The organism is Thermosynechococcus sp. (assembly GCF_046299655.1).
Lineage (GTDB): Bacteria > Cyanobacteriota > Cyanobacteriia > Thermosynechococcales > Thermosynechococcaceae > Thermosynechococcus.
The window spans coordinates 1-20852 of the sequence record NZ_JBKBHZ010000013.1 but is presented as its reverse complement, the minus strand read 5'-3'; the positions used below and the strand labels follow the sequence as shown (position 1 = coordinate 20852).

Genomic DNA, 20852 nt, shown 5'->3' with positions numbered 1-20852 from the left:
GAGGATTGAGCACCACGGTCTTTCTCACGGGAGCCAGTGGCTTTGTCGGCACCCATGTGGCGCAGGTTCTTGCAGACAGGGGGTATCGTGTCCGTGCCCTTGTGCGGCAACCGCAGCAGGCAGCCCATCTCAAAGCGTGGGATGTGGAGTTGGTACAGGGGGATCTGCGCAGCAGTGACTTGGCTGCGCTGATGCAGGGGTGTCAAGTGCTATTTCATGTGGCGGCTCATTACAGTCTCTGGCGGCGCGATCGCCCTCTCCTCTATGCCGTCAATGTGGAGGGTACCCGCCGCATCTTGGCCGCTGCCCGTGAGGCAGGTATTGAGCGCACCGTTTACACCAGTTCCGTGGCCGCCATTGGTGTGGATCCCAGTGGTCAACCCACCACCGAAGCCTACCAAAGCCCCCCCGAAAAGCTGATTAGTGAGTACAAGCGCTCCAAGTACTGGGCAGAGCAGGTGGCTTACGAGGCGATCCGTCAAGGGCAGGATATTGTGATTGTCAATCCCAGTACCCCCATTGGCCCTTGGGACGCCAAGCCCACCCCCACCGGCGAGATCATCCTGCGCTTTTTACGGCGCCAGATGCCCTTTTACGTCAATACAGGGTTGAACTTAATCCATGTACGCGATGTGGCAATGGGTCATCTTCTGGCCTTGGAAAAAGGCAGAAGCGGCGAACGTTACATCCTTGGCCACCAAAACCTAACCCTCGCAGAAATTCTTGAACGCTTAGCCACCCTCACTGGCCTGCCGCGCCCGCTGGGGGAAATTCCCGTGGTGATTCCCCTCATGGTGGCGTGGTTTGATGAGGTGGTGCTGGGGGCTTTGGGGAAACGGCCGGCGATTCCCCTCGATGGGGTGCGCATGGCAAAGCAAAAAATGTTTTACGATGCCCGCAAGGCCGTCACCGAATTGGGGCTGCCCCAGACGCCGATTGAGGAAGCCCTCCGCGACGCTGTGACTTGGTACCGCGAACGGGGCTACTGCCCCTAGGCTTTGCGATGTAGTGATGCGATATAGTGAGGAAGGGAAATTGTGAAGTTTAGTTAAGAGCTATGCTGGTTGCGCCCTTTGTCTCTGAATTGCCCTTTGGGGAAGAGATGCTGCATCGCGGCTATCAAGCCCTGCAATGGGGCAAAAACATGTTTGCGATCGCCCACAAAACTCTGAGTGCGCGTCTTTTGAATACCCTCTTTCCCACCGAAGAGCGGACGCAACCCCTTAGCCCTGAGTTGCAGGCATGGATCAAGGAACGGTACGAAGCCCTGCTCCAGCAGGATTGGCAGGATGCGGCGGCTGGCTTGTATCCCCCCACACTCCTCTTTGATGCCCCTTGGGAAGAGTTTTTGCGCTTTTATCCAGTACTGTGGCTAGATTTACCGCACATGTGGCAGCGGGCGCGATCGCGCCGCTTTCAAGACTTTCCTAAGGACGTGCGCCTTGAGGACTATCCGCAGTACTATCGCCAAAACTTCCACTACCAAACCGACGGCTACCTCAGTGAAACCTCCGCCAACCTTTACGATGTGCAAGTGGAACTGCTCTTTGGCGGTACGGCAGATGCAATGCGGCGGCGCGTCATTGCCCCCATTGCCCAACATTTTGTCACCCATCCTCCTACGCCACCTGTACGCATTCTCGATGTTGCCTGTGGCACCGGTCGCACCCTAAAACAACTGCGCTATGGCTTCCCGGGAGCGGCACTCTTTGGCATTGATCTGTCGCCCACCTATTTGCGTAAGGCCAACTCCCTTCTCGCCACCCAAACCGGTGATCTGCCACAACTGATTCAAGGGAATGCCGAGAGCCTTCCCTACGTGGACAACTACTTTAGCGCCCTCACCTGCGTCTTTCTCTTCCATGAACTGCCCGCCCCCGTGCGCCAAAACGTGATGAATGAATGCGCCCGCGTTCTTCAGCCGGGGGGTGTCTTTGTCATCTGTGATTCGATTCAAGCCCTAGATTCCCCGGCGCAGCGACCGATGATGGAAAACTTTGCCAACCTGTTCCACGAACCCTTCTACCGCAACTACATCGAAGATGATCTGAACATTCGCTTAGAAAAGGCGGGCTTGGTGGTCAAAGAGATTCAGCACCACTTTATGAGCAAGTATTGGGTGGCGGTTAAACCTTCTTAGTCAAAAAGCGCCAGTCCACTACGCTTTGTAACGGTGCCTACCTGATGGGGTGGGGGGGCTGCTAGGCTGAAGGCGGTACGTCAAAACCTTTTTCCCTGTTGCGGGTTGGAGGGCTAAACGATGGAAGAGCTGGCATGGCAAACGGCGTTTGTTTCTGGCTGGGCGGAAATCGATCAGGAACATCAGGCACTGCTGGAGATGTTACAACAGTTACGCTTAGCGATCCTTGAAGGGGCAACATTTTCCCAAGTCAAGCCACAGTTACTTGCCTGTGCTACGGAAACGGAGCGCCACTTTCAGCATGAAGAAACCCTCATGGCTGCTGCCAACCATCCCCTTTATCTATCGCATCGCGCCGCCCACCAAAATCTGCTGCGGGATTTGAGTTTAGTACTCGAGAATGGGCAAAGGCATCCCGAAAACCTGACGCCAGAGACCATTGAGACGATTGGTGCCCTGGTGGTGCGCCATATTCGCGAAGAGGATCTGCCGATGCTCTCCCTCCTTGCCCATCCCGAGGAGCTAGCCCAGCAACAGGCGGCTGAATTGACCGCTGAGAATGTATTCTAATGAGAATGTACTCTAAATCTCAGGGCTAACTGCTGGTTTTGCGATGTTGGATGGCTGTGAGGCCACTGGTTTGTAGCAACTCCCCACTCTCAACTACGGCATAGATCAGCCAGTGATTCCCACACTGCATACGTGACTCCACGGTGCACTCCAAATAGGCCAAGGCATCGAGCAAAATGGGGGCACCGCATTCAGCGCTTTTGAGGCCAAGGGTGGCCAACTGCTGCTCCCCAAGGCGTTGTGCCTGCTGAAATTGGCGAACCAGGGGACTGCCCTCCTTGAGGATATTTAAGACAAAGCGATCGCCCACTAGGCAGAGGCTTTCTGCCCATTCCTGCGGCAAGGACACCGTGACACCGGGGGGATGAAACGAGGCTTGGGAGACGGACGACACCAAAATCGCCGCCGCTTGGGTGAGGTGAAAACAGCCTTCAGGGAGGGTCGTCAGAACACACAGGGAACCCACGACGCGGTTGACGGCTTGCTCAGTGCGATCCACCTGTGCTTCCACCAGACTAGGCGGGCGGACGGTACGGCTCTTGCGCAGTTTCTTCAGGGCTTGGGCAAACTCATTGGCAGCAATTTGACATTTTTCAAGATCGCTTGCCGTGGGGGTGAACTTCACCCGCAGCGTTTCAAAGCCAAGGGTATAGCCCGCATCGAGGAGTTTTTGCTCAATGTCATCAATGGCCTCGCCGCTCCAGCCATAGGAGCCAAAAACTCCCGCCAGTTTGGTTTTGCTGCCCTCGGCCAAGATGAACCCCAAAGCGGTCTGCACCTGGGTTGGCATGTGCCCTCCTAGGGTGGGGGAGCCAATAATAAAACCGTCGCTGCTGTGGATTAGAGCCTGCATTTCCGCTGGAGGCGTCGTTTCACAGTTCACGGTTGCCACTTGAACGCCGGCTGCTATCAGCCCTTGGGCGATCGCATTGGCCAGAATTGCCGTGTTGCCATAGGCAGAGGTGTAAAACAGCGTTACCTTGGTTTCCTGCTCCCTTTGGGCTTGGCACCAGTCGCGATAGTCCTGAAAGAGGCGGCTACGGCTAAACTTCACCATCGGGCCGTGGGCAGGGGCATAGAGGCGGGGGGGCGGTGTCAGTTCGGCCAAGCGATCCAAAATACCTTCCACTTGGCGGGTTTGTGCCGCATGCAAACATTCAAAGTAGTAGGCGCGATCCGCATCGAGTTTTTTCCACTGCTCATCGTAGAGGCTATCACTACAGACATGGGCACCAAACAGCTTATCGGTGAAGACAATCTGATTTTGCCGATCAATGGTGATCAGGCCATCGGGCCAGCGGGGGGTAGCAGCGGCAATAAATTCCAGACGGCGATTGCCCCCCAACTCTAGGGGTGTTTCCCCGCGGGGAATCCAGAGACTCAACTGCTCACCAAGGGTAGAGCGCAGTGTTACTGCCCCTGCCTTAGAGCAGACGATAATGATCTGGGGCGCTTTTTCTAGCAAAACCTTGACGGTCGCCAGACGGTTGGAGTTGACATGACTGAGAATCAGGTACCGCAGTTGACTCAGATCAATGTGCCGCTGGAGTTCTTGCAAATAAATCTGGGTAAAGGATTCCCCCGGCGGGTCTAGAAGCGCGGGCTGAGGGGCTTGGATAAGGTAGGAATTGGAGGTGGTTCCCTGTTGCCGGCCGTACTCCACTTCAAACTTCAGCCGTTCCCACGTGCGCGATCGCAAGACCAAAACTCCAGGCGCAATTTCGGCCACTTGAACATCACGGGGACGGGTTTCCGTGGGCATGGGACACCTCCTGAATCGTTCTCTAGGACTGCGGCATTACTGTCGAAACCCTTGAAAGAGTACTGCCACTATAACGTAATTTATAGTCTAGGGAATAGTAGCTATAAGCTTTTACTTTGGCCGTTATTGTTTGTTTGCTGATTATTTCAGCAGTACAATTATTGTCACATGAGAACTCTAGAATGATTTCCTCAATCCAGCCTTTTCACAAACAAAAAAGGAATACGGCAAAGGCTAGGGAGCAGAAAAGCAAGGTACTCTCCAATCCCAGAGAATGCAAAAATTCAGCGTTATTATTTTTCTATTTCCTTTATAACTCTATAAGCAGAATCAATCAGTCATTTGAGGAGTTGAGAGCCTGAGGAAGGTAGCTATCCTGAGTCTGCAAGTAGAGACCCTTTCCTAGGGATTGCACACGTTCAAAGCCGTGAAGAACTGCATCCTCTAGCTATGCTCCCATTTGAGGAGAAAGTTTTCATCAAGTTTTTATCCTGAGCGATCGCAGGCCTGTAGTTCAGCTAGTAGCACCACAATCCGATCCACTCCTGAGCGCAATTGCGGCGTAGTCGTCCCTGCTTGGTTGAGAACGATGCTAAATACCAATGGGCGCTCCTGTACTGGGGTTACATAGCCCGCCAAAGCCACGACGCCTTTGAGGGTACCCGTTTTTGCCCAGACGCGATCTTGAGCTGCTGTATTGCGCAACCGCTGGCGTAACGTTCCCGATCGCCCGGCCAAGGGGAGCGATCGCCACCACAGCGAGGCATGAGGGCTGCGCGCCATCTGTTGCAACAGCGTGACCAAATCCTTGGGAGTCAACCAATTCTGGCGCGAGAGACCTGAACCATCCACCAAGATAGCGTCCTGAATGCCAAGGCGCTGCAGGTATTGTTGGCGATAGCCGGGTTGTGCTGCTTCCAGCGCCGCAAGGAGCATTTCCGCATAAAAGTTGTCACTCTCTTGGAGAATGGGCAAGATCAACTCTCTAAGGGGGGGTGAGGCATGGCGCACCAATACCTTGGGTAACGGCTCTGCTGTCTCCACAAAGCGAATCTGCTGCACTTGAATCCCCGCTTGGGCAAAGGCACGCTGCACCTGCTGTTGCAGATAGGGGATCGGCTCACTAAGGGGAATGCGCATTTCTGCTGGCTCACTGCCCCCATGGAGTTGACCCCGCACAATGATCTGCTGGCCGCGCACCTCACTTTCGAGAAACTCCGGTTCAGAGGGAACCACGGTACGGGTCTCATTCACCACTCGAAAATTAGCTGCTGGCTGACGTAGCGCCAAGGGTTGACCCAACTGCTGGGGCACCACCTCTAAGTTCAGGGCATTTTGATTGACACTCAAGCGCGTAACCACCGCCGCGTCGCCCATCCTCAGATCCTCGATCGCCCACGTGGGTTCAATGGTGACCGGCGTCACACCGCCAATTTCTAAGACTGGAATCTGGCGAATCCCCTGTTGGGCAAGATTCACGGCCATTTTTTGTAGGTCTTGACTGCTGAAACTGGGGTCAAAACTACCCTGAAGGCGCACTGTTGTTCGGTCAGGCGATCGCGCACTGAGGGTGGTCACAAATGTATGATTCACTCCCCAATAGTCGAGGGCAGCAGCGACGGTCGTGAGCTTGACATTAGAGGCCACCCAAAAGAGCTTTTCCCCTTGGTAGTCGTAGAGAAGATCCCCCGTGGTTAAATCCCGCACTACGATGCCCCACTGACCGCGTTGCCATTGGGGACTTTGGATTTCCTGTTGCAGGGCACGAGCTAAGTCTTGGTGGCAGAGACCAAAGGCGGCAGGTGAAACCAGCAGGACAATCAGACTAGCAGGGGGCAGAAGCCATCGAAGCCATGCCATGGGGCACTAAATCCTTGACATAGACGCGATCGCAGCGCTGCGTTTCCACACCGCTGGCCGGTTGATAGTCCGACTTCTCGTACAGATGCACTGCCGCCGTCATAATTGAGGCGGTTTCAATCCAGATTTTGCGGTAGCCGGCAGCTTGAATGGCGGCCTCCAGATGGCGCAAAAGGAAGGTGCCCAAGCCGCGACCGCGCACACGCGGATGAAGATACATTTTGCGAATTTCTACTGCCGCTTCGCCCCGCTGAATAGGATAGAAGCCAATCGTGCCCACCACCTCACCCGCTTGCTCCACCACCCAAAACTGTCCGCCACGCCGATGGTAATAGTTCTCCACGTGCACGACATCGGCATCAGCGCCTTCGGGCTGCCAAGGAAGACCAAACTCGCTCAAAACACTGGCAATGAGTTGGATGACCGCTGCCCGATCGCGATCGCACCAATGGCGCACCCCACAATCCCCATAGCGAAGAAAAAATGCACTCAAGGACGGCTGCCTCCAGCAAGATATTGCCACTCTAGCGATTCAGAGTCAGGCTCGCAAGATCGTTTTGCTACTGTTTTTATCTTGTTTTAATCTTTTTTGGTTTATTTTTGTTAAATTCTGTCGCCACTACTCCCTTGATCCTCAGCCTACTATAGGAAAAGGTGCCGAACTAAGGAACAATGCAAGACTTTGCCGTTGTGATTGTAGGCGGCGGCCTAGCCGGCTGTCGTGCAGCGTTGGAAATTTGCCGCCTTGCTCCCCAGACCCCCATTGCCCTTGTGGCCAAAACCCATCCCATTCGTTCCCATTCCGTGGCTGCCCAAGGGGGGATTGCCGCCACCCTCAAAAATGTGGACAGCGAAGACTCTTGGGAGAGCCATGCCTTTGATACGGTCAAGGGGTCAGACTTTCTCGCGGATCAGGATGCGGTGGCGATTCTTGCCCAGGAAGCCCCAGAGGTGGTGATTGACCTTGAGCACTTGGGGGTGCTCTTTTCACGACTGCCCGATGGCCGCATTGCCCAACGTCCCTTTGGCGGTCACACGTACCGCCGCACCTGCTATGCAGCGGACAAAACCGGTCATGCCATTCTCCACGAACTCTACTGCAATCTCCTCAAGTACAACGTCACCTTTTTTAGCGAGTGGTATGTGCTACGGCTGATTGTGGAGGATCAGCAGGCCAAGGGGGTTGTTGCCTACCACCTTGAAACGGGTCAATTGGAGATTCTGCGGGCACCCGCCATTCTCTTTGCCACAGGGGGCTATGGCCGTGTCTTTAATACCACCTCCAATGATTTCGCTTCTACAGGCGATGGCTTAGCAATGACGGCACGCGCAGGCCTACCCCTCGAGGATATGGAGTTTGTCCAATTTCACCCCACGGGCTTGTATCCAGCGGGGGTCTTGATCTCTGAGGCGGTGCGCGGCGAAGGGGCTTATCTCATCAATGCCGCAGGCGAACGCTTTATGGCCCGCTATGCCCCCACTCGCATGGAACTGGCACCCCGTGATATTACCTCACGGGCGATCGCCATCGAAATTCGCGAAGGACGAGGGATTCACCCTGATGGTTCTGCTGGGGGACCTTTTGTCTATCTCGATGTCCGCCATCTGGGTCGCGAAAAAATTATGAGTCGCATCCCCTTTTGTTGGGAGGAAGCCCATCGCTTGGCCGGCGTGGATGCAGTGGTGCAGCCCATTCCTGTACGTCCCACGGTGCACTACTCGATGGGGGGCATTCCTGTAACGGTCAACGGTCAAGTGCGGCTCAATGCGACAGAGATCGTGACGGGATTTTATGCTGCGGGTGAGTGTGCCTGTGTCTCAGTCCACGGCGCCAATCGCTTGGGCAGTAATTCCCTTCTAGAATGTGTGGTCTATGGCCGCCGCACCGGTGCCGCGATCGCCAAGGACTTACCGAGCCTACCCCGCCCTCAATTTGATCCCCAACCCTACCTCCAAGCCGCAGAGCAACAAATTCAACAGCTCTTTAGCCAAGCAGGAGATCTGCGCATTGCCCAACTGCGGCAGCAGGTACAGGATTGCATGACCCAATACTGCGGGGTGTTTCGTACCGCTGACTTAATGCAGCGGGGGCTAGCGGAATTGCAACGGCTGAAGGCTGCCTACGCACGGATTCGCCTCGACGATCGCCAGCGCTATTGGAATACAGAACTGGTTGAAGCTCTTGAACTAGCCAACCTGCTGGTTGTTGGTGAAGTGATTTTAGCCAGTGCCCTTGCCCGCCAAGAGAGTCGCGGTGCCCACTTCCGCGAGGATTATCCGCAGCGGGATGATGTCAACTTCCTAGGCCACACCCTAGCTACCTACCACAACGACGGTATTAGGATTAACTATCTGCCCGTCACTATCACCATGTTTCCCCCCCAAGAGCGCAAGTATTAAAGCCATGCGACGGTTACCTGCGACCCCTGCCCTCAACCGTTTTCTTATTGGCATCACCCTTTTTGTCCTGCTCACCTTAGTGGCGGTGGTGGGCTACACCAGCTTTGGCTGGAACTGGCTCGATGCCCTCTACATGTATGTGATCACCGTCTTTGGCATTGGCTATAGCGAAGTGCGCCCCCTTGTGACCCCCGCCCAGCGCTTCTTCAACATGATGATCATCGTGGCCGGCAGCGCTGCCACGGTTTATACCATTGGTGCGGTGGTGCAACTGTTTACCGAAGGGGAGATCAAACGCCTGCTCGATATGCAGCGGGCAAGCCGTGACATCAGCAAACTCAACCGCCATGTCATTGTCTGTGGTTTTGGCCGCATTGGTCAGGTGATGGCTCAGGAGCTATCCGCATTAAAAACCCCCTTTGTGATTTTGGATGTCAATGAGCAGCGCATTGATTTAGCGCTCCAGTTGGGCTATTTGGCCTATTTGGGCAGTGCAGCGGAGGAGGAAACGCTACAGGTGGTGGGCATTGATCGGGCGATCGCTCTTGCGACAGTGCTGCCCAATGACACAATCAATGTCTTTATTACGCTGACAGCGCGATCTATGAATCCGAGCCTGCTGATTGTGGCACGGGCGAATTTAGCCGCCACGGAATCAAAGCTACGCATGGCAGGGGCAGATCACATCGTCTTGCCGACCAAAATTGGTGCCAGCCAAATGACGAATCTGATTCGGCGGCCACGCATTGATTTCCTCGAACAAACGGGCGATCGCGACACCCTCAACGAACTTCTCAGCCACATTGATGCCCGCCTTGAGGAACTGGAGATTACCCCCGATTATCCCTATGTGGGTACGCGCTTGACAGGACTGGAGGTACGTGGCCAAGGGGCGTTTATCATTGTCGGCCTGCGCAAGAGCGATGGCCAGTTATTCCCGACTCGCGCCAACCCCCTTGTGGAAGTGGGGGATACATTAATCCTCTTGGGTCATGCTCAAGATACCCCGAAGCTCATCCGCAAATATGGCTCCCGCTTCCGCTACTCCCAATGACACCCCCCTCTTCTCTTGCTGACCTCAAGGATCACGTGATTATTTGCGGCTATGGTTCCCTTGGTCGCACCTTAGCGATAAACTTGGCCGAAGCCCAAATCCCCTTTGTGGTGATTGATAACCAGCGGCAGCGATTGCGCCTAGCGCAGCAATCTGGACATCTTTTCTATCACGGCGACGATCTCATGGATGAAAATGAACTGTTGGCGGTGGGGGTAGATCGCGCGCGCACGCTGGTGGCGGTTTTGGCCGATGATGCCAGTAATGTCTTTATCACCCTGATTGCCCGTCGCCTCAATCCCAACTTGCAAATCTTGGCCTATGGTGAATTGCCAACCACAGAGTCCAAACTGCGCTTTGCCGGCGCCGATCATGTGGTGCTGCCCTCCAGTATCAGCGCCCACCGCATGGTGCAGCTCATTACTCGCCCCACCGTGTTGGATTTTCTTGAGGAAAAGGAGGAGCGCAGTCACTTAATTGAACTCCTCAGTCAGCTTGATCTTCAGATTGAGGAGTTTACGCTGCCCTTGGAGTCCTCGCTGGTGGGGTTAGCGATCGCCGAGGTCGAGGCCAAGGGGCGAGGGCAATTTATTATTGTGGCTGTCCGCCATCACAATGGAGAATTGGTAACTCATCCCCCCTTAACCCTGCGCCTAGGGGTAGGGGATACAGTAATTGCCCTAGGGCGAGCAGCGGAAATAAAAGCCTTTTTGCAGCAATATGCCCAGCGCCAGCCGATTCGCTATCGCGGCCTAAGAAACTAGCCCTTGAGGCCAGCACCTGTTTGGGAGGGGATAATGTACCGCTGCAAGAAAATAAACACAAGGAACACCGGCACCATAGAAATCACTGAGCCAGCGGCAATGAGTCGCCAATCCAAAGAAAACGTCCCCGCCAAGGTCATGACCCCAATGGGCAGGGTATAAAGTTCGGGCTGATCCAAGACCAGCAGGGGCCAGAGAAAATCACTCCAAGCGCCGATAAACGCAAAAATGCCCAAGGTAACCAACGCCGGGCGAATGGCCGGCAGCATCACAAACCACCACACCCCCAGTTCTGAGCAGCCGTCGAGGCGAGCTGCTTCCTCCAGTTCCTTGGGCACCCCCATAAAGGCTTGGCGCAAGAGAAAGATGCCAAAGGCAGAGGCTAAACTCGGCAGAATAACCCCCAGATAGGTATTCCGCAGCCCCAAGTGCACCGCCAGAATAAACAGGGGAATCATCAGGATTTGAAAGGGAATCATGATCGTGGCCAAAATGGCCGTAAAGATGACCTCCCGCCCCCGAAAGGACAGCCGTGCCAAGGGATAGGCGGCCAAGGCAGAGGTTAGGAGATTGCAGGCCACCGTGAGAACCGCCACCAGCGTACTGTTAAACAGGTACTGGCCAAAGGGATGCGTTTGCCAAACAGTTACAAAATTTGCTAGGGTCGGCTCGGCAGGCAACCAGCGGGGCGGAAAGGCAAAAATATCTTCATTGGCGGACTTGAAGGCGGTACTGACCAGCCACACCAAAGGGAGCAGCATGGCGATCGCGATCGCCCCCAATAGCAGATAGGTCAACCCCCGTCGCAGGATCATCGCCGTGTCCAGAAATTCGTAAACATCATTAGCAGACCGCCAATGACAATGGCGATCGCAAGGCCGCCAGCAATCCAGTCTAGGGTTGTTGTTTCCATCGGCAATTTCCGTACTCTTAGACACTACGCAGGGCAACAATCGGATCTAGCCGCGCTGCCCGCTGAGCGGGAACCACCCCAAAAAAGAGACCAATACTGCCCGAAACGCCGACAGCAAGAGCCACGGCAACGGGGGCAACCCCAGCCTCTAGGGGAGTGAGCATCGCCACTAGCATCACACCGCCGACACCGATGCCAGTACCTATCAGGCCACCGAGGGCAGACAGGATCATCGCCTCAATCATAAACTGTGCCAGTATATCCCGCTGCGTAGCACCAATGGCCTTGCGCAGGCCAATTTCTTGGGTACGCTCCGTCACGGACACCAGCATAATGTTCATAATGCCAATACCCCCCACCAGCAGCGAAATACCCGCGATCGCCGCCAACATCAACGTCAGGGCATTGCTGATATTGCCAATAATTTGCAGCGCTTCCTTCTGGGTTTGAATCGTAAAATCATCCTCATCCACAATTTGGTGCCGCAGCCGCAGTAGGTTAGTAATCTGAAACTTGGCGGCATCAATGCTTTGCTCATTGCGGGCAGAGACCGAGATAAAGGTTAGGGAAATGCCATAGGGAGAGCGCTGGCCGACAATGCGCGAAGACATGGTGGTAATGGGAATATAGGCGGCCTCATCCTGATTGTTGCCAAGGAAGGCACCCTTTTCGGCCATCACGCCAATGACCTCAAAGGAAAGATTCTTGATCCGCACCTGCTGACCCACAGGATTGTCATTGATAAAGAGCTTCTTGGCCAGATCGGCGCCCAAAATGACCACACGGCGATGCCGTTCCACATCCTCCTCGGAAATAAAGCGCCCGCGCGCCACGGTAAAACTGCGCACCGAGAGAAAGGTGGGGCTAGTCCCCACAATCAAAACGTTGGTATTGCGTCCACGATAGGTGACTCGTTGCTGGACTTGGAGTTGGGGCGCCACTTCCTTGACGGTAGGGACTTGGGTAGCGATCGCCACCGCATCCTCAAGGACAAGGGTTTGTGGCACATTAAACGTGCGGTTGCGGGCTTGGGGCGTCCCCGGCACAATGAAAAGCGTATTGGGTCCTAAGGATTCAAACTGACTGGCGGCATAGCGCTGTGCCCCCTGACCGACGCCGACCATGGCAATCACCGCCGCATTGCCAATAATAATCCCCAGCATTGTCAGCCCACTGCGGAGCCGATTGGCCTTCAGGGTGGCGATCGCCATGCGCACGCTTTCAGTAATGTCCATGATTCTGCGCTGACAACAACTGTCTTTACTTTAACTTGAGAGGCTGCTTCACCTCAGAGTTTCAAAACAGGTTTCCAGTTCACGATTGCGGTAGGGGAATGCTTTTGCCGTTGTAGCGATTCATGGCCGCCTCCACCCCAGACTGAATACTTAACTCAATCGCATCCACGGCAAGGTCGAGCACAGCGGGTAAAATCGCCAGTTCGGTGGCTGAAAAATGTCCCAAAACAAAGGGCACAGCATTGCGCGGCCCCGTTTGTTGCTTCAGGCGATCGCCGAAGGCAATCCCCACCTTCAGGCGGGGAAACTGTTGCGAATGGCAATACTGAATAATTGATTTAATCCCGTTGTGTCCCCCCGTTGAGCCACTCAGGCGCAAACGCACTCGCCCTAGGGGCAAATCAGCATCGTCATAGACCACAAGAGTGCGCTCAAGGGGCAGCTTATAAAAATTTAACAGGGCATGGAGGGATTGCCCCGAGCTATTCATGTAGGTAGTGGGCTTGAGAAGGCGTACCTTTTGACCATGAATCAGCGCCTCTCCCACCTCTCCCAAAAAGCGCCGCTGCGGAGTCAACTGCACCCCATACCGCTCGGCAAGGGCATCAAGGACACGAAAGCCAATATTGTGGCGAGTGGTAGCGTACTCTATGCCTGGGTTCCCCAGACCAACAATCACACAGGGCTGAACTGCCATGCACCTAAGCAGAGGGTTCCCGAGACGATTCAGCCTCTGCCTTGGCCTGCGGTTCCTGCTCGAGGGCAGCGGTCTGCCGCTTTATTTCATCTTGGAACTCGCGGGAGGCTTCCTCAAAGGCACGCTTGGTTTTGCCAAGGCTGCGGCCAATTTCCGGCAGCTTTTTCGGGCCAAAGATGAGCAGTGCCACTACCAAAATGACGATGAGTTCCGGCAGACCGATCCCAAAAACGTTCATAGATTATCCCAAGGCTGTCCAACTCACATTAACACCATCAATCATGAGTGTCGAGTTGTAAATCTCTAGAATAATCAACAGAAAAACAAGAAACAGCCCCATGAAGACAGCCATCAAGGGTGTGGTACCCCAACCGGGAGCAACTTTACCGTACTCAGAGTTGAGAGGGCGCAAAAGATCACCCAGCCAAGTCCGTCGTGCCATAAATTCCTTTTTGAACGAAATGAACAGCGTTTTAATGTTTCGTAATATTATAGAAGCATATCTTGCTCCCATTGAGTACGCTTTTATGGAACCTGCAACAGTTCTTAGCATTGCTCTTGCTGCCGTCTGCATTGGCGTTACGGGTTACTCCATCTATCTCTCCTTTGGCCCCCCCTCCAGGGAGCTAGCCGATCCCTTCGACGATCACGAAGATTAACGTTACAGCCCCTCGACGGGCACTCCCAAAAAGCTGGCGATTGTTGCTCCCTGCGTCTCTAGTTCTGCTAAGGGCAGCGGGGTACCCACCCGAGTCAGGGGAACTTCACCTCGGCCTTTAATCTTCAGGTAAAGAGCGCGCTTGGGGTTGAGTCCCTCTTTGATGACAATCTTGACAGCTTGGACATCGCTGATTGGGCAACTGATCTCAATTTGGCGGTTCTTGCCGGGGAAGCCCCAGCGGAAAATACGTACAAAGCCCGTTTCCTTGTTGAACTCATTGAAGCCACCGCCAATATCCCAGGCGATCGCCAGCCACAGATACGTTGCCAACAGTAGCGCTGCGACTCCATAAAAGCCAATGGCAATGCCTTGGGGAATAAAGACCAAATCAATCGAATTGCCAACGGGCAGCAAATTGCGGTGCAAATAGCTAGACAGACCCGCCAGAAAGAAGCCTAGGCCGCCAATAGAGATGACGCTTGCCCAAAAGTAATTACTGGGGCGACGGGATCCTAGCACCGTATAACGTAGAACCGACTCTTGACGCGGGGATGGCTCAGTCACAGGGGAGTTTGTCATAGCTCGCGTTGCCAAAGTTGAAGTGCCTTACATTTTATAGAGAAATTGGGTGCATTCCCAAAGAGGCTCCCCACAATCCAGTTTCTAGGAGCTACGCTGAAACTATGGCGGGTGAGTTAATCCTACCCCTGAGGTAGGGAAGTCCGAAATAGCGTTTTTCTTGCAATCCATACAATATAAATAGTTAAAAAGTGTAAAAAGGGGTCAAAGGGTCAGCTATGCAACCATCCAATCCAAATCAATTTACGGAAAAAGCATGGGCCGCGATCGCCCGCACGCCAGATTTGGCCAAGCAGGCGCAGCATCAGAATCTCGAAAGTGAACACCTGATGAAATCGCTCTTAGAGCAAGAGGGTCTAGCCACACAAATTTTCCAAAAGGCGGGCTGTTCGGTGCAGCGAGTGCGAGATTTCACCGATGACTTCATTCACCGTCAGCCCAAAATTAGTAATCCCAGTGGCGTCTATCTAGGACAGAGCCTTGACAAACTTCTTGATCGCGCCGAAGAGGCCCGCAAACAGTTTGGCGATGAGTTTATCTCGGTTGAGCACTTAGTCCTAGCCTTTGCCCAAGACGATCGCTTTGGCAAAAAACTGTTCCAAGAGGTGGGTCTTACGGAAAGTGCGCTGCGGGAAGCTATTCGCCAAATCCGCGGCTCTCAAAAAGTTACGGATCAAAACCCCGAGGGCAAGTATGCAGCCTTGGAAAAATATGGCCGTGATCTGACCCTGTTGGCGCGGCAAGGGAAACTGGATCCCGTCATTGGCCGCGACGATGAAATTCGCCGTGTAATTCAGATTCTCTCCCGCCGTACCAAAAATAACCCAGTGCTCATTGGTGAACCTGGCGTCGGTAAAACCGCCATTGCCGAAGGCTTGGCACAACGAATTGTAGCCCGCGATGTCCCTGACTCCCTGCGCGATCGCCAGTTGATTGCTTTGGATATGGGCGCCCTGATTGCTGGTGCCAAGTATCGCGGTGAGTTTGAAGAGCGCCTCAAAGCCGTTTTGAAGGAGGTGACGGACTCCAACGGCCAAATTATTCTCTTTATTGATGAAATCCACACCGTCGTTGGTGCCGGCGCCACCCAAGGGGCCATGGATGCCGGCAACTTGCTCAAGCCCATGTTGGCACGGGGGGAACTGCGCTGTATTGGCGCCACCACCTTGGATGAATACCGCAAGTACATTGAAAAGGATGCCGCCCTAGAGCGGCGCTTCCAGCAGGTCTATGTGGATCAGCCCAGTGTCGAGGACACGATCTCGATTTTGCGCGGTCTCAAGGAACGCTATGAGATCCACCACGGTGTGAAAATCTCCGACACAGCTCTAGTGGCCGCCGCCACCCTCTCCAACCGCTACATTAGCGATCGCTTCTTGCCCGACAAAGCCATTGACCTTGTGGACGAAGCGGCAGCCAAATTAAAAATGGAAATCACCTCGAAACCCGAGGAACTGGATGAGATTGACCGCAAGATCCTGCAATTAGAGATGGAGCGGCTCTCGCTGCAAAAAGAAACCTCGGCAGCCTCGCGCGATCGCCTTGAGAAACTCGAAAAAGAGTTAGCAGATCTCAAGGAAGAGCAAAGCCGCCTCAATGCCCAGTGGCAAGCGGAAAAAGAAGTCATTGACCGCCTGCAAGCAATCAAAGAGGACATCGAAAAAGTCAACATCGAAATCCAACAGGCGGAGCGCAACTACGACCTTAACCGCGCTGCCGAACTCAAGTACGGCAAACTCATCGAACTGCAAAAGCAGCTTGCCCAAACCGAAGCAAAACTCAAGGAAATTCAGGTGGGTGGCCGTTCCCTGTTGCGGGATGAGGTGACCGAGGCCGACATTGCCGAAATTATCTCGAAGTGGACTGGTATTCCCGTCACCAAGTTGGTGGCCTCGGAAGCGGAAAAACTGCTGCACCTTGAGGAAGAACTCCACAAGCGAGTGGTTGGCCAAGACGAGGCCGTAACGGCTGTCGCAGAAGCCATTCAGCGCTCTCGCGCCGGCTTAGCAGATCCCAATCGTCCCATTGCCAGCTTTATCTTCCTCGGTCCTACGGGGGTCGGTAAAACGGAGTTGGCCAAAACCTTGGCGGCCTTCATGTTCGACACCGAAGAGGCCATGGTGCGGATTGACATGTCCGAGTATATGGAGAAACACGCCGTCTCGCGTTTGATTGGGGCGCCGCCGGGCTATGTGGGCTATGAGGAAGGCGGTCAACTGACAGAGGCAATTCGCCGCCGTCCCTATGCCGTCGTTCTCTTCGATGAGATCGAGAAAGCCCATCCCGATGTCTTCAATATCTTCCTGCAAATTCTTGACGATGGCCGCGTCACTGATTCCCAAGGGCGCACGGTGGACTTCAAGAACACGATTATCATCATGACCAGCAATATCGGTTCGCAGTACATTCTCGATGTTGCGGGGGATGATAGTCGCTACACAGAAATGTACAACCGCGTCATGGAGGCAATGCGTGCCCACTTCCGACCAGAGTTCCTCAACCGCGTGGATGAATTCATCATCTTCCACAGCCTGCGCAAGGATCAATTGCGGCAAATTGTTCAATTACAGGTGCAGCGGTTGCAGGATCGCCTAAGCGATCGCCAAATTACCCTGTCCCTCACTGAGAAAGCGATCGACTTCTTGGCCGAAGTGGGCTATGACCCTGTTTATGGGGCTCGCCCCCTAAAACGCGCCATCCAGAAACAACTGGAAACCCCCATTGCCAAAGCCCTGCTGCGGGGTGACTTCTTCGACGGCGATACAATTCTAGTGGATGTGGGCGAAAACGAACGCCTCAGCTTCCGGCGTCAAGCCGAACTAGTAACCGTTTAGGTTCAACTGAGACTCAATGCAGGAGGGTCGGGGCTTTCCCCTCAACCCTCTTTTTTTAGCCAATCTTTTGGTCGCCTCGGTCAAATAGCGTAATTTTTGCCAATCGTCCCGCCACCATCCATCGGTACCGTCATCAGGCCAGCGAAGTGATCGGCAAATATCGCAACCATCTATCCCCAGCAAATTTGAATCCAGCAGAATCAAGGGGGGGTACCGCTGTGGTGGCATCTGTAAACTCAATATGCCATAGCCAGCGCTTTGCCAGAAAAGAACCTAAAGGAATGCAGGAACTGGGGAAACGCCCACAGGCCTGTGGCGGTATATTGGATTCAGACTGCCGCACCTAACTTGGTTGGTAATGAGGAAACTTATGTTCATGGTCAGTGAGCAACAGCAATGGTAAGTTCTGGTTCTAGACCCCGTCCAGAAGGGTTTGCTGCTCTGATGCGGAACAAGAATTTCCTCAAGTTATGGGGCGGTCAAATCATCTCCCAACTGGCCGACAAAGTTTTTTTGGTGCTGCTGATTACACTGGCAGTTTCCTACGATGCCAGCTACGAACTCCCCGGCTCGAAGGCCTCAGCGGTGATGATCGCCAACACCCTCCCAGCAGTCTTCTTTGGTTCAACGGCGGGCACATTTGTGGATCGCTACCCCAAGCGGGAGCTAATGAGTATTACCAACATTCTGCGGGGGCTACTGGTCTTTGCCCTCATCCTTATTCCAAAGCGGTTTACGCTGTTGCTCCTGATTGCCTTTTCTGAGTCCATCCTCACTCAATTTTTTGCGCCGGCAGAGCAGGCGGCGATTCCTCTGTTGGTCAAGGAGGAAAATCTCCTCTCAGCCAATGCCCTCTTTATCACAACAATGATGGGGTCGTTGGTGGTGGGGTTTGCCATTGGGGAACCATTGCTGAGTGGTGCTGTAGCCATAGGGGGTGTCTATGCCCGTGAAGTCGTTGTGGGTGTGCTGTATGTTATGGCGGGGTTGGTTTTAGCCTCAATTCGCTATCGAGAAGCGGTTCATGGGCGCGATCGCCACCTGAATGTTTGGCAAGATCTACAGGAGGGGTTTCACTATGTCCGTAAGAATCCCCTCTTAGGCAATGCCATGCTCCAGTTGACCATTCTCTATTGTGTCTTTGCCGCCTTGACGGTGTTGGCGGTAAGTTTAGCCCAAGAAATTGGCCTGCGTCCCAATCAGTTTGGCTTTCTCTTGGCTGCCGCAGGGTTGGGGTTAATTTTAGGGGCAGGCATTCTGGGGCAATGGGGGGAGAAATTGCGCCATCGGCCCCTGCCCTTGATTGGCTTTTGGGTGATGGCAGCCGTTCTACTGGTCTTTGCCTTTGTGCATCATCTGTGGCTGGGGCTGGGCTTGAGTATTTTACTGGGCATGGGGGCATCTTTGATTGGCATTCCCATGCAGACGCTGATTCAAAGGCGGACGCCGGCCACGATGCGGGGTAAGGTCTTTGGCTTTCAAAATAACATTGTCAATATTGCCCTCAGTGTCCCCTTGGCGATCGCCGGAATTCTCTCGGACTTTTTGGGTCTCACAGTGGTCTTGGTGGGAATGGGGGTTTTGGTGGCGATCGCTGGCCTTTGGGCATGGCGGAATACACGAACCGTGCTTGAGGATGCCATTTAGGACTTTTAGGAGAGAGAAATGCCCCTACTCCATTTGCGGACTTGGTCAGAGGTCGAAGCCTATCTCAACACCTCTAAGGGAGTGATTGTTCCCATTGGCTCCACGGAGCAGCATGGTCCTATGGGCTTAATTGGTACCGATGCCCTCTGTGCTGAGGCGATCGCCAAAGGGGTCGGAGAGGCAACAGATGCCCTTGTGGCGCCAACCATTTCCGTGGGCATGGCCTTACACCACACGGCTTTCCCCGGCACTATTAGCTTGCGCCCGAGTACCTTGATTCTAGTGATTCGCGACTATTTGGTGAGCTTGGTGCGCAGCGGCTTTCAACGCTTCTTTTTTATCAATGGTCATGGCGGCAATATTGCTACGCTGAAAGCGGCCTTTGCGGAAACCTATGCAGTTTTGGCAGATTTACAGGTTCCCGAAGCGGATCAGGTACGCTGTGAGTTGGCCAACTGGTTTATGTGTCGGTCGGTCATTGAGCTGGCACGAGACTTGTATGGCGATCGCGAGGGTTCCCATGCTACCCCCAGTGAAGTGGCGGTGACCCAATTTCTTTATCCAGAGGCCATTAAGCGCGTGCCCCTCAATTCCGAAGTCAACACGGATCATGCCATCTATAGTGCCGCCGATTTTCGCCGCCGTTACCCCGATGGTCGCATGGGGGCAGATTCCAGTTTGGCTACCCCTGAGCATGGGCAGCAGTTTTATGAACGGGCTGTTCAAGAGTTGAGCGATCGCTACCGTCAATTTCTCCAAGCCGACTAGATGACTAGCTCTCTCCCCTCTCAAACGTGGCATTGGCAAGGCTACCCAATTCTCTATCGGCATCAAGGGACACAGGGCATCCCCCTCCTTCTCATCCATGGCTTTGGTGCCTCCAGCTTGCACTGGCGCAAAAACATTCCTGTCCTCGCTGCCCACCATCCAGTCTATGCCATTGATTTACTGGGCTTTGGTGGTTCCGCCAAACCCTCCCCTTCAGTTGTTCCCTACACCTTTGAGACGTGGGCAACCTTGGTTTTGGACTTTTGCCGCGAAGTCATTGGTCAGCCTACTGTTCTCATTGGCAACTCCATTGGCTGCGTGGTGGCCTTACAGGCTGCTGTTTTCCAACCCGCGTGGGTGAGTCAACTCATCCTACTCAACTGCTCTTTGCGTCAGCTCCACGAGCGCAAGCGACAGCAACTCCCTTGGTACCGCCGTTGGGGAACTAGACTACTCCAGCAACTTTTGGGGAATCGCACCCTTGGCACCTACTTCTTCCGCCAGATTGCCCAACCGCGTACGCTGCGCCGCATTCTCCACCAAGCCTATGCCAACCCTGCCGCCGTCACCGACGAACTGGTTGAGATCTTGCTTACCCCCGCCCAGGACAAAGGGGCTGCCGATGTCTTTTTGGCCTTTGTCCGTTACTCCCAAGGCCCTCTCCCTGAAGACCTGCTACCGCAAATTACCTGCCCCACCTATTTCCTTTGGGGGGCCGCCGACCCTTGGGAACCGATTGACGAAGCTCAGAAGCTGGCTCAATTTCCCCGTGTGCAGGAATTTGTTGCCTTGCCAGAGGTGGGCCATTGTCCCCAAGACGAAGCACCTGAGCAGGTGAACGCCTACATTCTCAAATGGATTGGACAAAATGTCTGTCCGTAGCTAGGAAGTTCTCTCCAATCGTGTTATACTAGTAAAGCTTAGCGGGGCGTAGCGCAGCTTGGTAGCGCACCACTTTGGGGTAGTGG

Annotated in this window: 20 protein-coding genes; 11 read left to right on the top strand and 9 right to left on the bottom strand. The window is 54.2% G+C overall.

Features of this window, described 5'->3' with window-relative positions; all coding sequences use genetic code 11:
* Window positions 1-5 precede the first annotated feature (5 nt).
* The 3 genes from hpnA (at window position 6) to ACK4HN_RS09145 (ending at window position 2710) form a co-directional block, all read left to right on the top strand.
* The gene (gene hpnA / locus ACK4HN_RS09155; RefSeq protein WP_409877547.1) at window positions 6-995 is read left to right on the top strand and encodes a hopanoid-associated sugar epimerase; all 990 of its coding nucleotides are present in this window, start codon (window positions 6-8) and stop codon (window positions 993-995) included.
* Window positions 996-1057: 62 nt separating this feature from the next.
* Window positions 1058-2140 carry a class I SAM-dependent methyltransferase gene (locus ACK4HN_RS09150; RefSeq protein WP_409877546.1) on the top strand — a complete coding sequence of 361 codons (1083 nt, stop codon included), beginning with the start codon at window positions 1058-1060 and terminating at the stop codon, window positions 2138-2140.
* A 120-nt stretch (window positions 2141-2260) separates the two neighbouring features.
* Window positions 2261-2710 (top strand): hemerythrin family protein, encoded by a 450-nt coding sequence (locus ACK4HN_RS09145; protein WP_409877545.1) that lies wholly within the window; start codon window positions 2261-2263, stop codon window positions 2708-2710.
* 25 nt (window positions 2711-2735) lie between these two features.
* On the opposite strand, the gene ACK4HN_RS09140 is transcribed toward ACK4HN_RS09145, so the two are convergent.
* The 3 genes from ACK4HN_RS09140 to ACK4HN_RS09130 form a co-directional block, all read right to left on the bottom strand.
* Entirely contained in the window at window positions 2736-4472 is a 1737-nt protein-coding gene (locus tag ACK4HN_RS09140) for a diflavin flavoprotein (protein WP_409877543.1), read from the bottom strand.
* Window positions 4473-4958: 486 nt separating this feature from the next.
* Window positions 4959-6332 carry a D-alanyl-D-alanine carboxypeptidase/D-alanyl-D-alanine-endopeptidase gene (gene dacB / locus ACK4HN_RS09135; protein WP_409877542.1) on the bottom strand — a complete coding sequence of 458 codons (1374 nt, stop codon included), beginning with the start codon at window positions 6330-6332 and terminating at the stop codon, window positions 4959-4961.
* Window positions 6298-6825 carry a GNAT family N-acetyltransferase gene (locus ACK4HN_RS09130; protein ID WP_409877541.1) on the bottom strand — a complete coding sequence of 176 codons (528 nt, stop codon included), beginning with the start codon at window positions 6823-6825 and terminating at the stop codon, window positions 6298-6300. The genes dacB and ACK4HN_RS09130 overlap by 35 nt, the downstream gene beginning before the upstream one ends.
* Window positions 6826-7004: 179 nt before the next feature.
* On the opposite strand from ACK4HN_RS09130, the gene ACK4HN_RS09125 reads away from it, so the two are divergent.
* Genes ACK4HN_RS09125 through ACK4HN_RS09115 form a run of 3 tightly spaced genes read left to right on the top strand, consistent with a single transcriptional unit; the run spans window position 7005 to window position 10550 of the window.
* Window positions 7005-8732, top strand: coding sequence for a succinate dehydrogenase/fumarate reductase flavoprotein subunit (locus tag ACK4HN_RS09125; protein WP_409870037.1), 1728 nt, complete (start codon window positions 7005-7007; stop codon window positions 8730-8732).
* A gap of 4 nt (window positions 8733-8736) precedes the next feature.
* Window positions 8737-9786, top strand: coding sequence for a potassium channel family protein (locus tag ACK4HN_RS09120; RefSeq protein WP_409870035.1), 1050 nt, complete (start codon window positions 8737-8739; stop codon window positions 9784-9786).
* Window positions 9783-10550 (top strand): potassium channel family protein, encoded by a 768-nt coding sequence (locus tag ACK4HN_RS09115; protein ID WP_409870033.1) that lies wholly within the window; start codon window positions 9783-9785, stop codon window positions 10548-10550. The genes ACK4HN_RS09120 and ACK4HN_RS09115 overlap by 4 nt, the downstream gene beginning before the upstream one ends.
* Here ACK4HN_RS09115 and ACK4HN_RS09110 read toward each other — a convergent pair.
* The 5 genes from ACK4HN_RS09110 to psbH form a co-directional block, all read right to left on the bottom strand.
* Entirely contained in the window at window positions 10547-11365 is an 819-nt protein-coding gene (locus ACK4HN_RS09110) for a carbohydrate ABC transporter permease (protein WP_409870031.1), read from the bottom strand. The two genes, ACK4HN_RS09115 and ACK4HN_RS09110, sit on opposite strands and share 4 nt — an antisense overlap.
* A 115-nt stretch (window positions 11366-11480) precedes the next feature.
* Complete coding sequence (locus ACK4HN_RS09105) at window positions 11481-12698, bottom strand: ABC transporter permease (protein ID WP_409877540.1); 1218 nt, start codon at window positions 12696-12698, stop codon at window positions 11481-11483.
* A gap of 79 nt (window positions 12699-12777) precedes the next feature.
* On the bottom strand, window positions 12778-13395 hold the full coding sequence (pth, locus tag ACK4HN_RS09100; protein ID WP_409870027.1) for an aminoacyl-tRNA hydrolase: 618 nt from the start codon (window positions 13393-13395) through the stop codon (window positions 12778-12780).
* Between the two features lie 4 nt (window positions 13396-13399).
* On the bottom strand, window positions 13400-13633 hold the full coding sequence (locus tag ACK4HN_RS09095; protein WP_409852253.1) for a TatA/E family twin arginine-targeting protein translocase: 234 nt from the start codon (window positions 13631-13633) through the stop codon (window positions 13400-13402).
* A gap of 3 nt (window positions 13634-13636) precedes the next feature.
* On the bottom strand, window positions 13637-13837 hold the full coding sequence (gene psbH / locus ACK4HN_RS09090; protein ID WP_181495330.1) for a photosystem II reaction center phosphoprotein PsbH: 201 nt from the start codon (window positions 13835-13837) through the stop codon (window positions 13637-13639).
* Window positions 13838-13922: 85 nt separating this feature from the next.
* Here psbH and psbN point away from each other — a divergent pair, with 85 nt between their 5' ends.
* The gene (gene psbN, locus ACK4HN_RS09085; protein ID WP_409870025.1) at window positions 13923-14054 is read left to right on the top strand and encodes a photosystem II reaction center protein PsbN; all 132 of its coding nucleotides are present in this window, start codon (window positions 13923-13925) and stop codon (window positions 14052-14054) included.
* Window positions 14055-14056: 2 nt separating this feature from the next.
* On the opposite strand, the gene ACK4HN_RS09080 is transcribed toward psbN, so the two are convergent.
* Window positions 14057-14635: a photosystem I assembly protein Ycf4 gene (locus tag ACK4HN_RS09080; RefSeq protein WP_409870023.1), complete on the bottom strand. Its 579-nt coding sequence runs from the start codon at window positions 14633-14635 to the stop codon at window positions 14057-14059.
* 218 nt (window positions 14636-14853) lie between these two features.
* Here ACK4HN_RS09080 and clpB point away from each other — a divergent pair, with 218 nt between their 5' ends.
* The 4 genes from clpB to ACK4HN_RS09060 all read left to right on the top strand — a co-directional run bounded on the left by clpB (window position 14854) and on the right by ACK4HN_RS09060 (window position 20766).
* The gene (gene clpB / locus ACK4HN_RS09075) at window positions 14854-17469 is read left to right on the top strand and encodes an ATP-dependent chaperone ClpB (RefSeq protein ID WP_409877539.1); all 2616 of its coding nucleotides are present in this window, start codon (window positions 14854-14856) and stop codon (window positions 17467-17469) included.
* A 396-nt stretch (window positions 17470-17865) separates the two neighbouring features.
* A complete protein-coding gene (locus ACK4HN_RS09070; protein ID WP_409870019.1) occupies window positions 17866-19116 on the top strand; it encodes an MFS transporter in 1251 nt (416 codons plus the stop codon).
* Between the two features lie 18 nt (window positions 19117-19134).
* Window positions 19135-19884, top strand: coding sequence for a creatininase family protein (locus ACK4HN_RS09065; RefSeq protein WP_409870017.1), 750 nt, complete (start codon window positions 19135-19137; stop codon window positions 19882-19884).
* The gene (locus tag ACK4HN_RS09060) at window positions 19885-20766 is read left to right on the top strand and encodes an alpha/beta fold hydrolase (protein ID WP_409877538.1); all 882 of its coding nucleotides are present in this window, start codon (window positions 19885-19887) and stop codon (window positions 20764-20766) included. It begins immediately after the preceding gene.
* Window positions 20767-20852: the final 86 nt, after the last annotated feature.

What these genes read in the sequence shown, in the direction of transcription:
- ACK4HN_RS09150 (WP_409877546.1), top strand. Translation starts at nt 1,058, where the DNA reads ATGCTGGTTGCGCCCTTTGTCTCTGAATTGCCCTTTGGGGAAGAGATG.
- ACK4HN_RS09145 (WP_409877545.1), top strand. Translation starts at nt 2,261, where the DNA reads ATGGAAGAGCTGGCATGGCAAACGGCGTTTGTTTCTGGCTGGGCGGAA.
- ACK4HN_RS09140 (WP_409877543.1), bottom strand. Translation starts at nt 4,472, where the DNA reads ATGCCCACGGAAACCCGTCCCCGTGATGTTCAAGTGGCCGAAATTGCG.
- dacB (WP_409877542.1), bottom strand. Translation starts at nt 6,332, where the DNA reads ATGGCATGGCTTCGATGGCTTCTGCCCCCTGCTAGTCTGATTGTCCTG.
- ACK4HN_RS09125 (WP_409870037.1), top strand. Translation starts at nt 7,005, where the DNA reads ATGCAAGACTTTGCCGTTGTGATTGTAGGCGGCGGCCTAGCCGGCTGT.
- ACK4HN_RS09120 (WP_409870035.1), top strand. Translation starts at nt 8,737, where the DNA reads ATGCGACGGTTACCTGCGACCCCTGCCCTCAACCGTTTTCTTATTGGC.
- ACK4HN_RS09115 (WP_409870033.1), top strand. Translation starts at nt 9,783, where the DNA reads ATGACACCCCCCTCTTCTCTTGCTGACCTCAAGGATCACGTGATTATT.
- ACK4HN_RS09110 (WP_409870031.1), bottom strand. Translation starts at nt 11,365, where the DNA reads ATGATCCTGCGACGGGGGTTGACCTATCTGCTATTGGGGGCGATCGCG.
- ACK4HN_RS09105 (WP_409877540.1), bottom strand. Translation starts at nt 12,698, where the DNA reads ATGGACATTACTGAAAGCGTGCGCATGGCGATCGCCACCCTGAAGGCC.
- pth (WP_409870027.1), bottom strand. Translation starts at nt 13,395, where the DNA reads ATGGCAGTTCAGCCCTGTGTGATTGTTGGTCTGGGGAACCCAGGCATA.
- ACK4HN_RS09095 (WP_409852253.1), bottom strand. Translation starts at nt 13,633, where the DNA reads ATGAACGTTTTTGGGATCGGTCTGCCGGAACTCATCGTCATTTTGGTA.
- psbH (WP_181495330.1), bottom strand. Translation starts at nt 13,837, where the DNA reads ATGGCACGACGGACTTGGCTGGGTGATCTTTTGCGCCCTCTCAACTCT.
- psbN (WP_409870025.1), top strand. Translation starts at nt 13,923, where the DNA reads ATGGAACCTGCAACAGTTCTTAGCATTGCTCTTGCTGCCGTCTGCATT.
- ACK4HN_RS09080 (WP_409870023.1), bottom strand. Translation starts at nt 14,635, where the DNA reads ATGACAAACTCCCCTGTGACTGAGCCATCCCCGCGTCAAGAGTCGGTT.
- clpB (WP_409877539.1), top strand. Translation starts at nt 14,854, where the DNA reads ATGCAACCATCCAATCCAAATCAATTTACGGAAAAAGCATGGGCCGCG.
- ACK4HN_RS09070 (WP_409870019.1), top strand. Translation starts at nt 17,866, where the DNA reads ATGGTAAGTTCTGGTTCTAGACCCCGTCCAGAAGGGTTTGCTGCTCTG.
- ACK4HN_RS09065 (WP_409870017.1), top strand. Translation starts at nt 19,135, where the DNA reads ATGCCCCTACTCCATTTGCGGACTTGGTCAGAGGTCGAAGCCTATCTC.
- ACK4HN_RS09060 (WP_409877538.1), top strand. Translation starts at nt 19,885, where the DNA reads ATGACTAGCTCTCTCCCCTCTCAAACGTGGCATTGGCAAGGCTACCCA.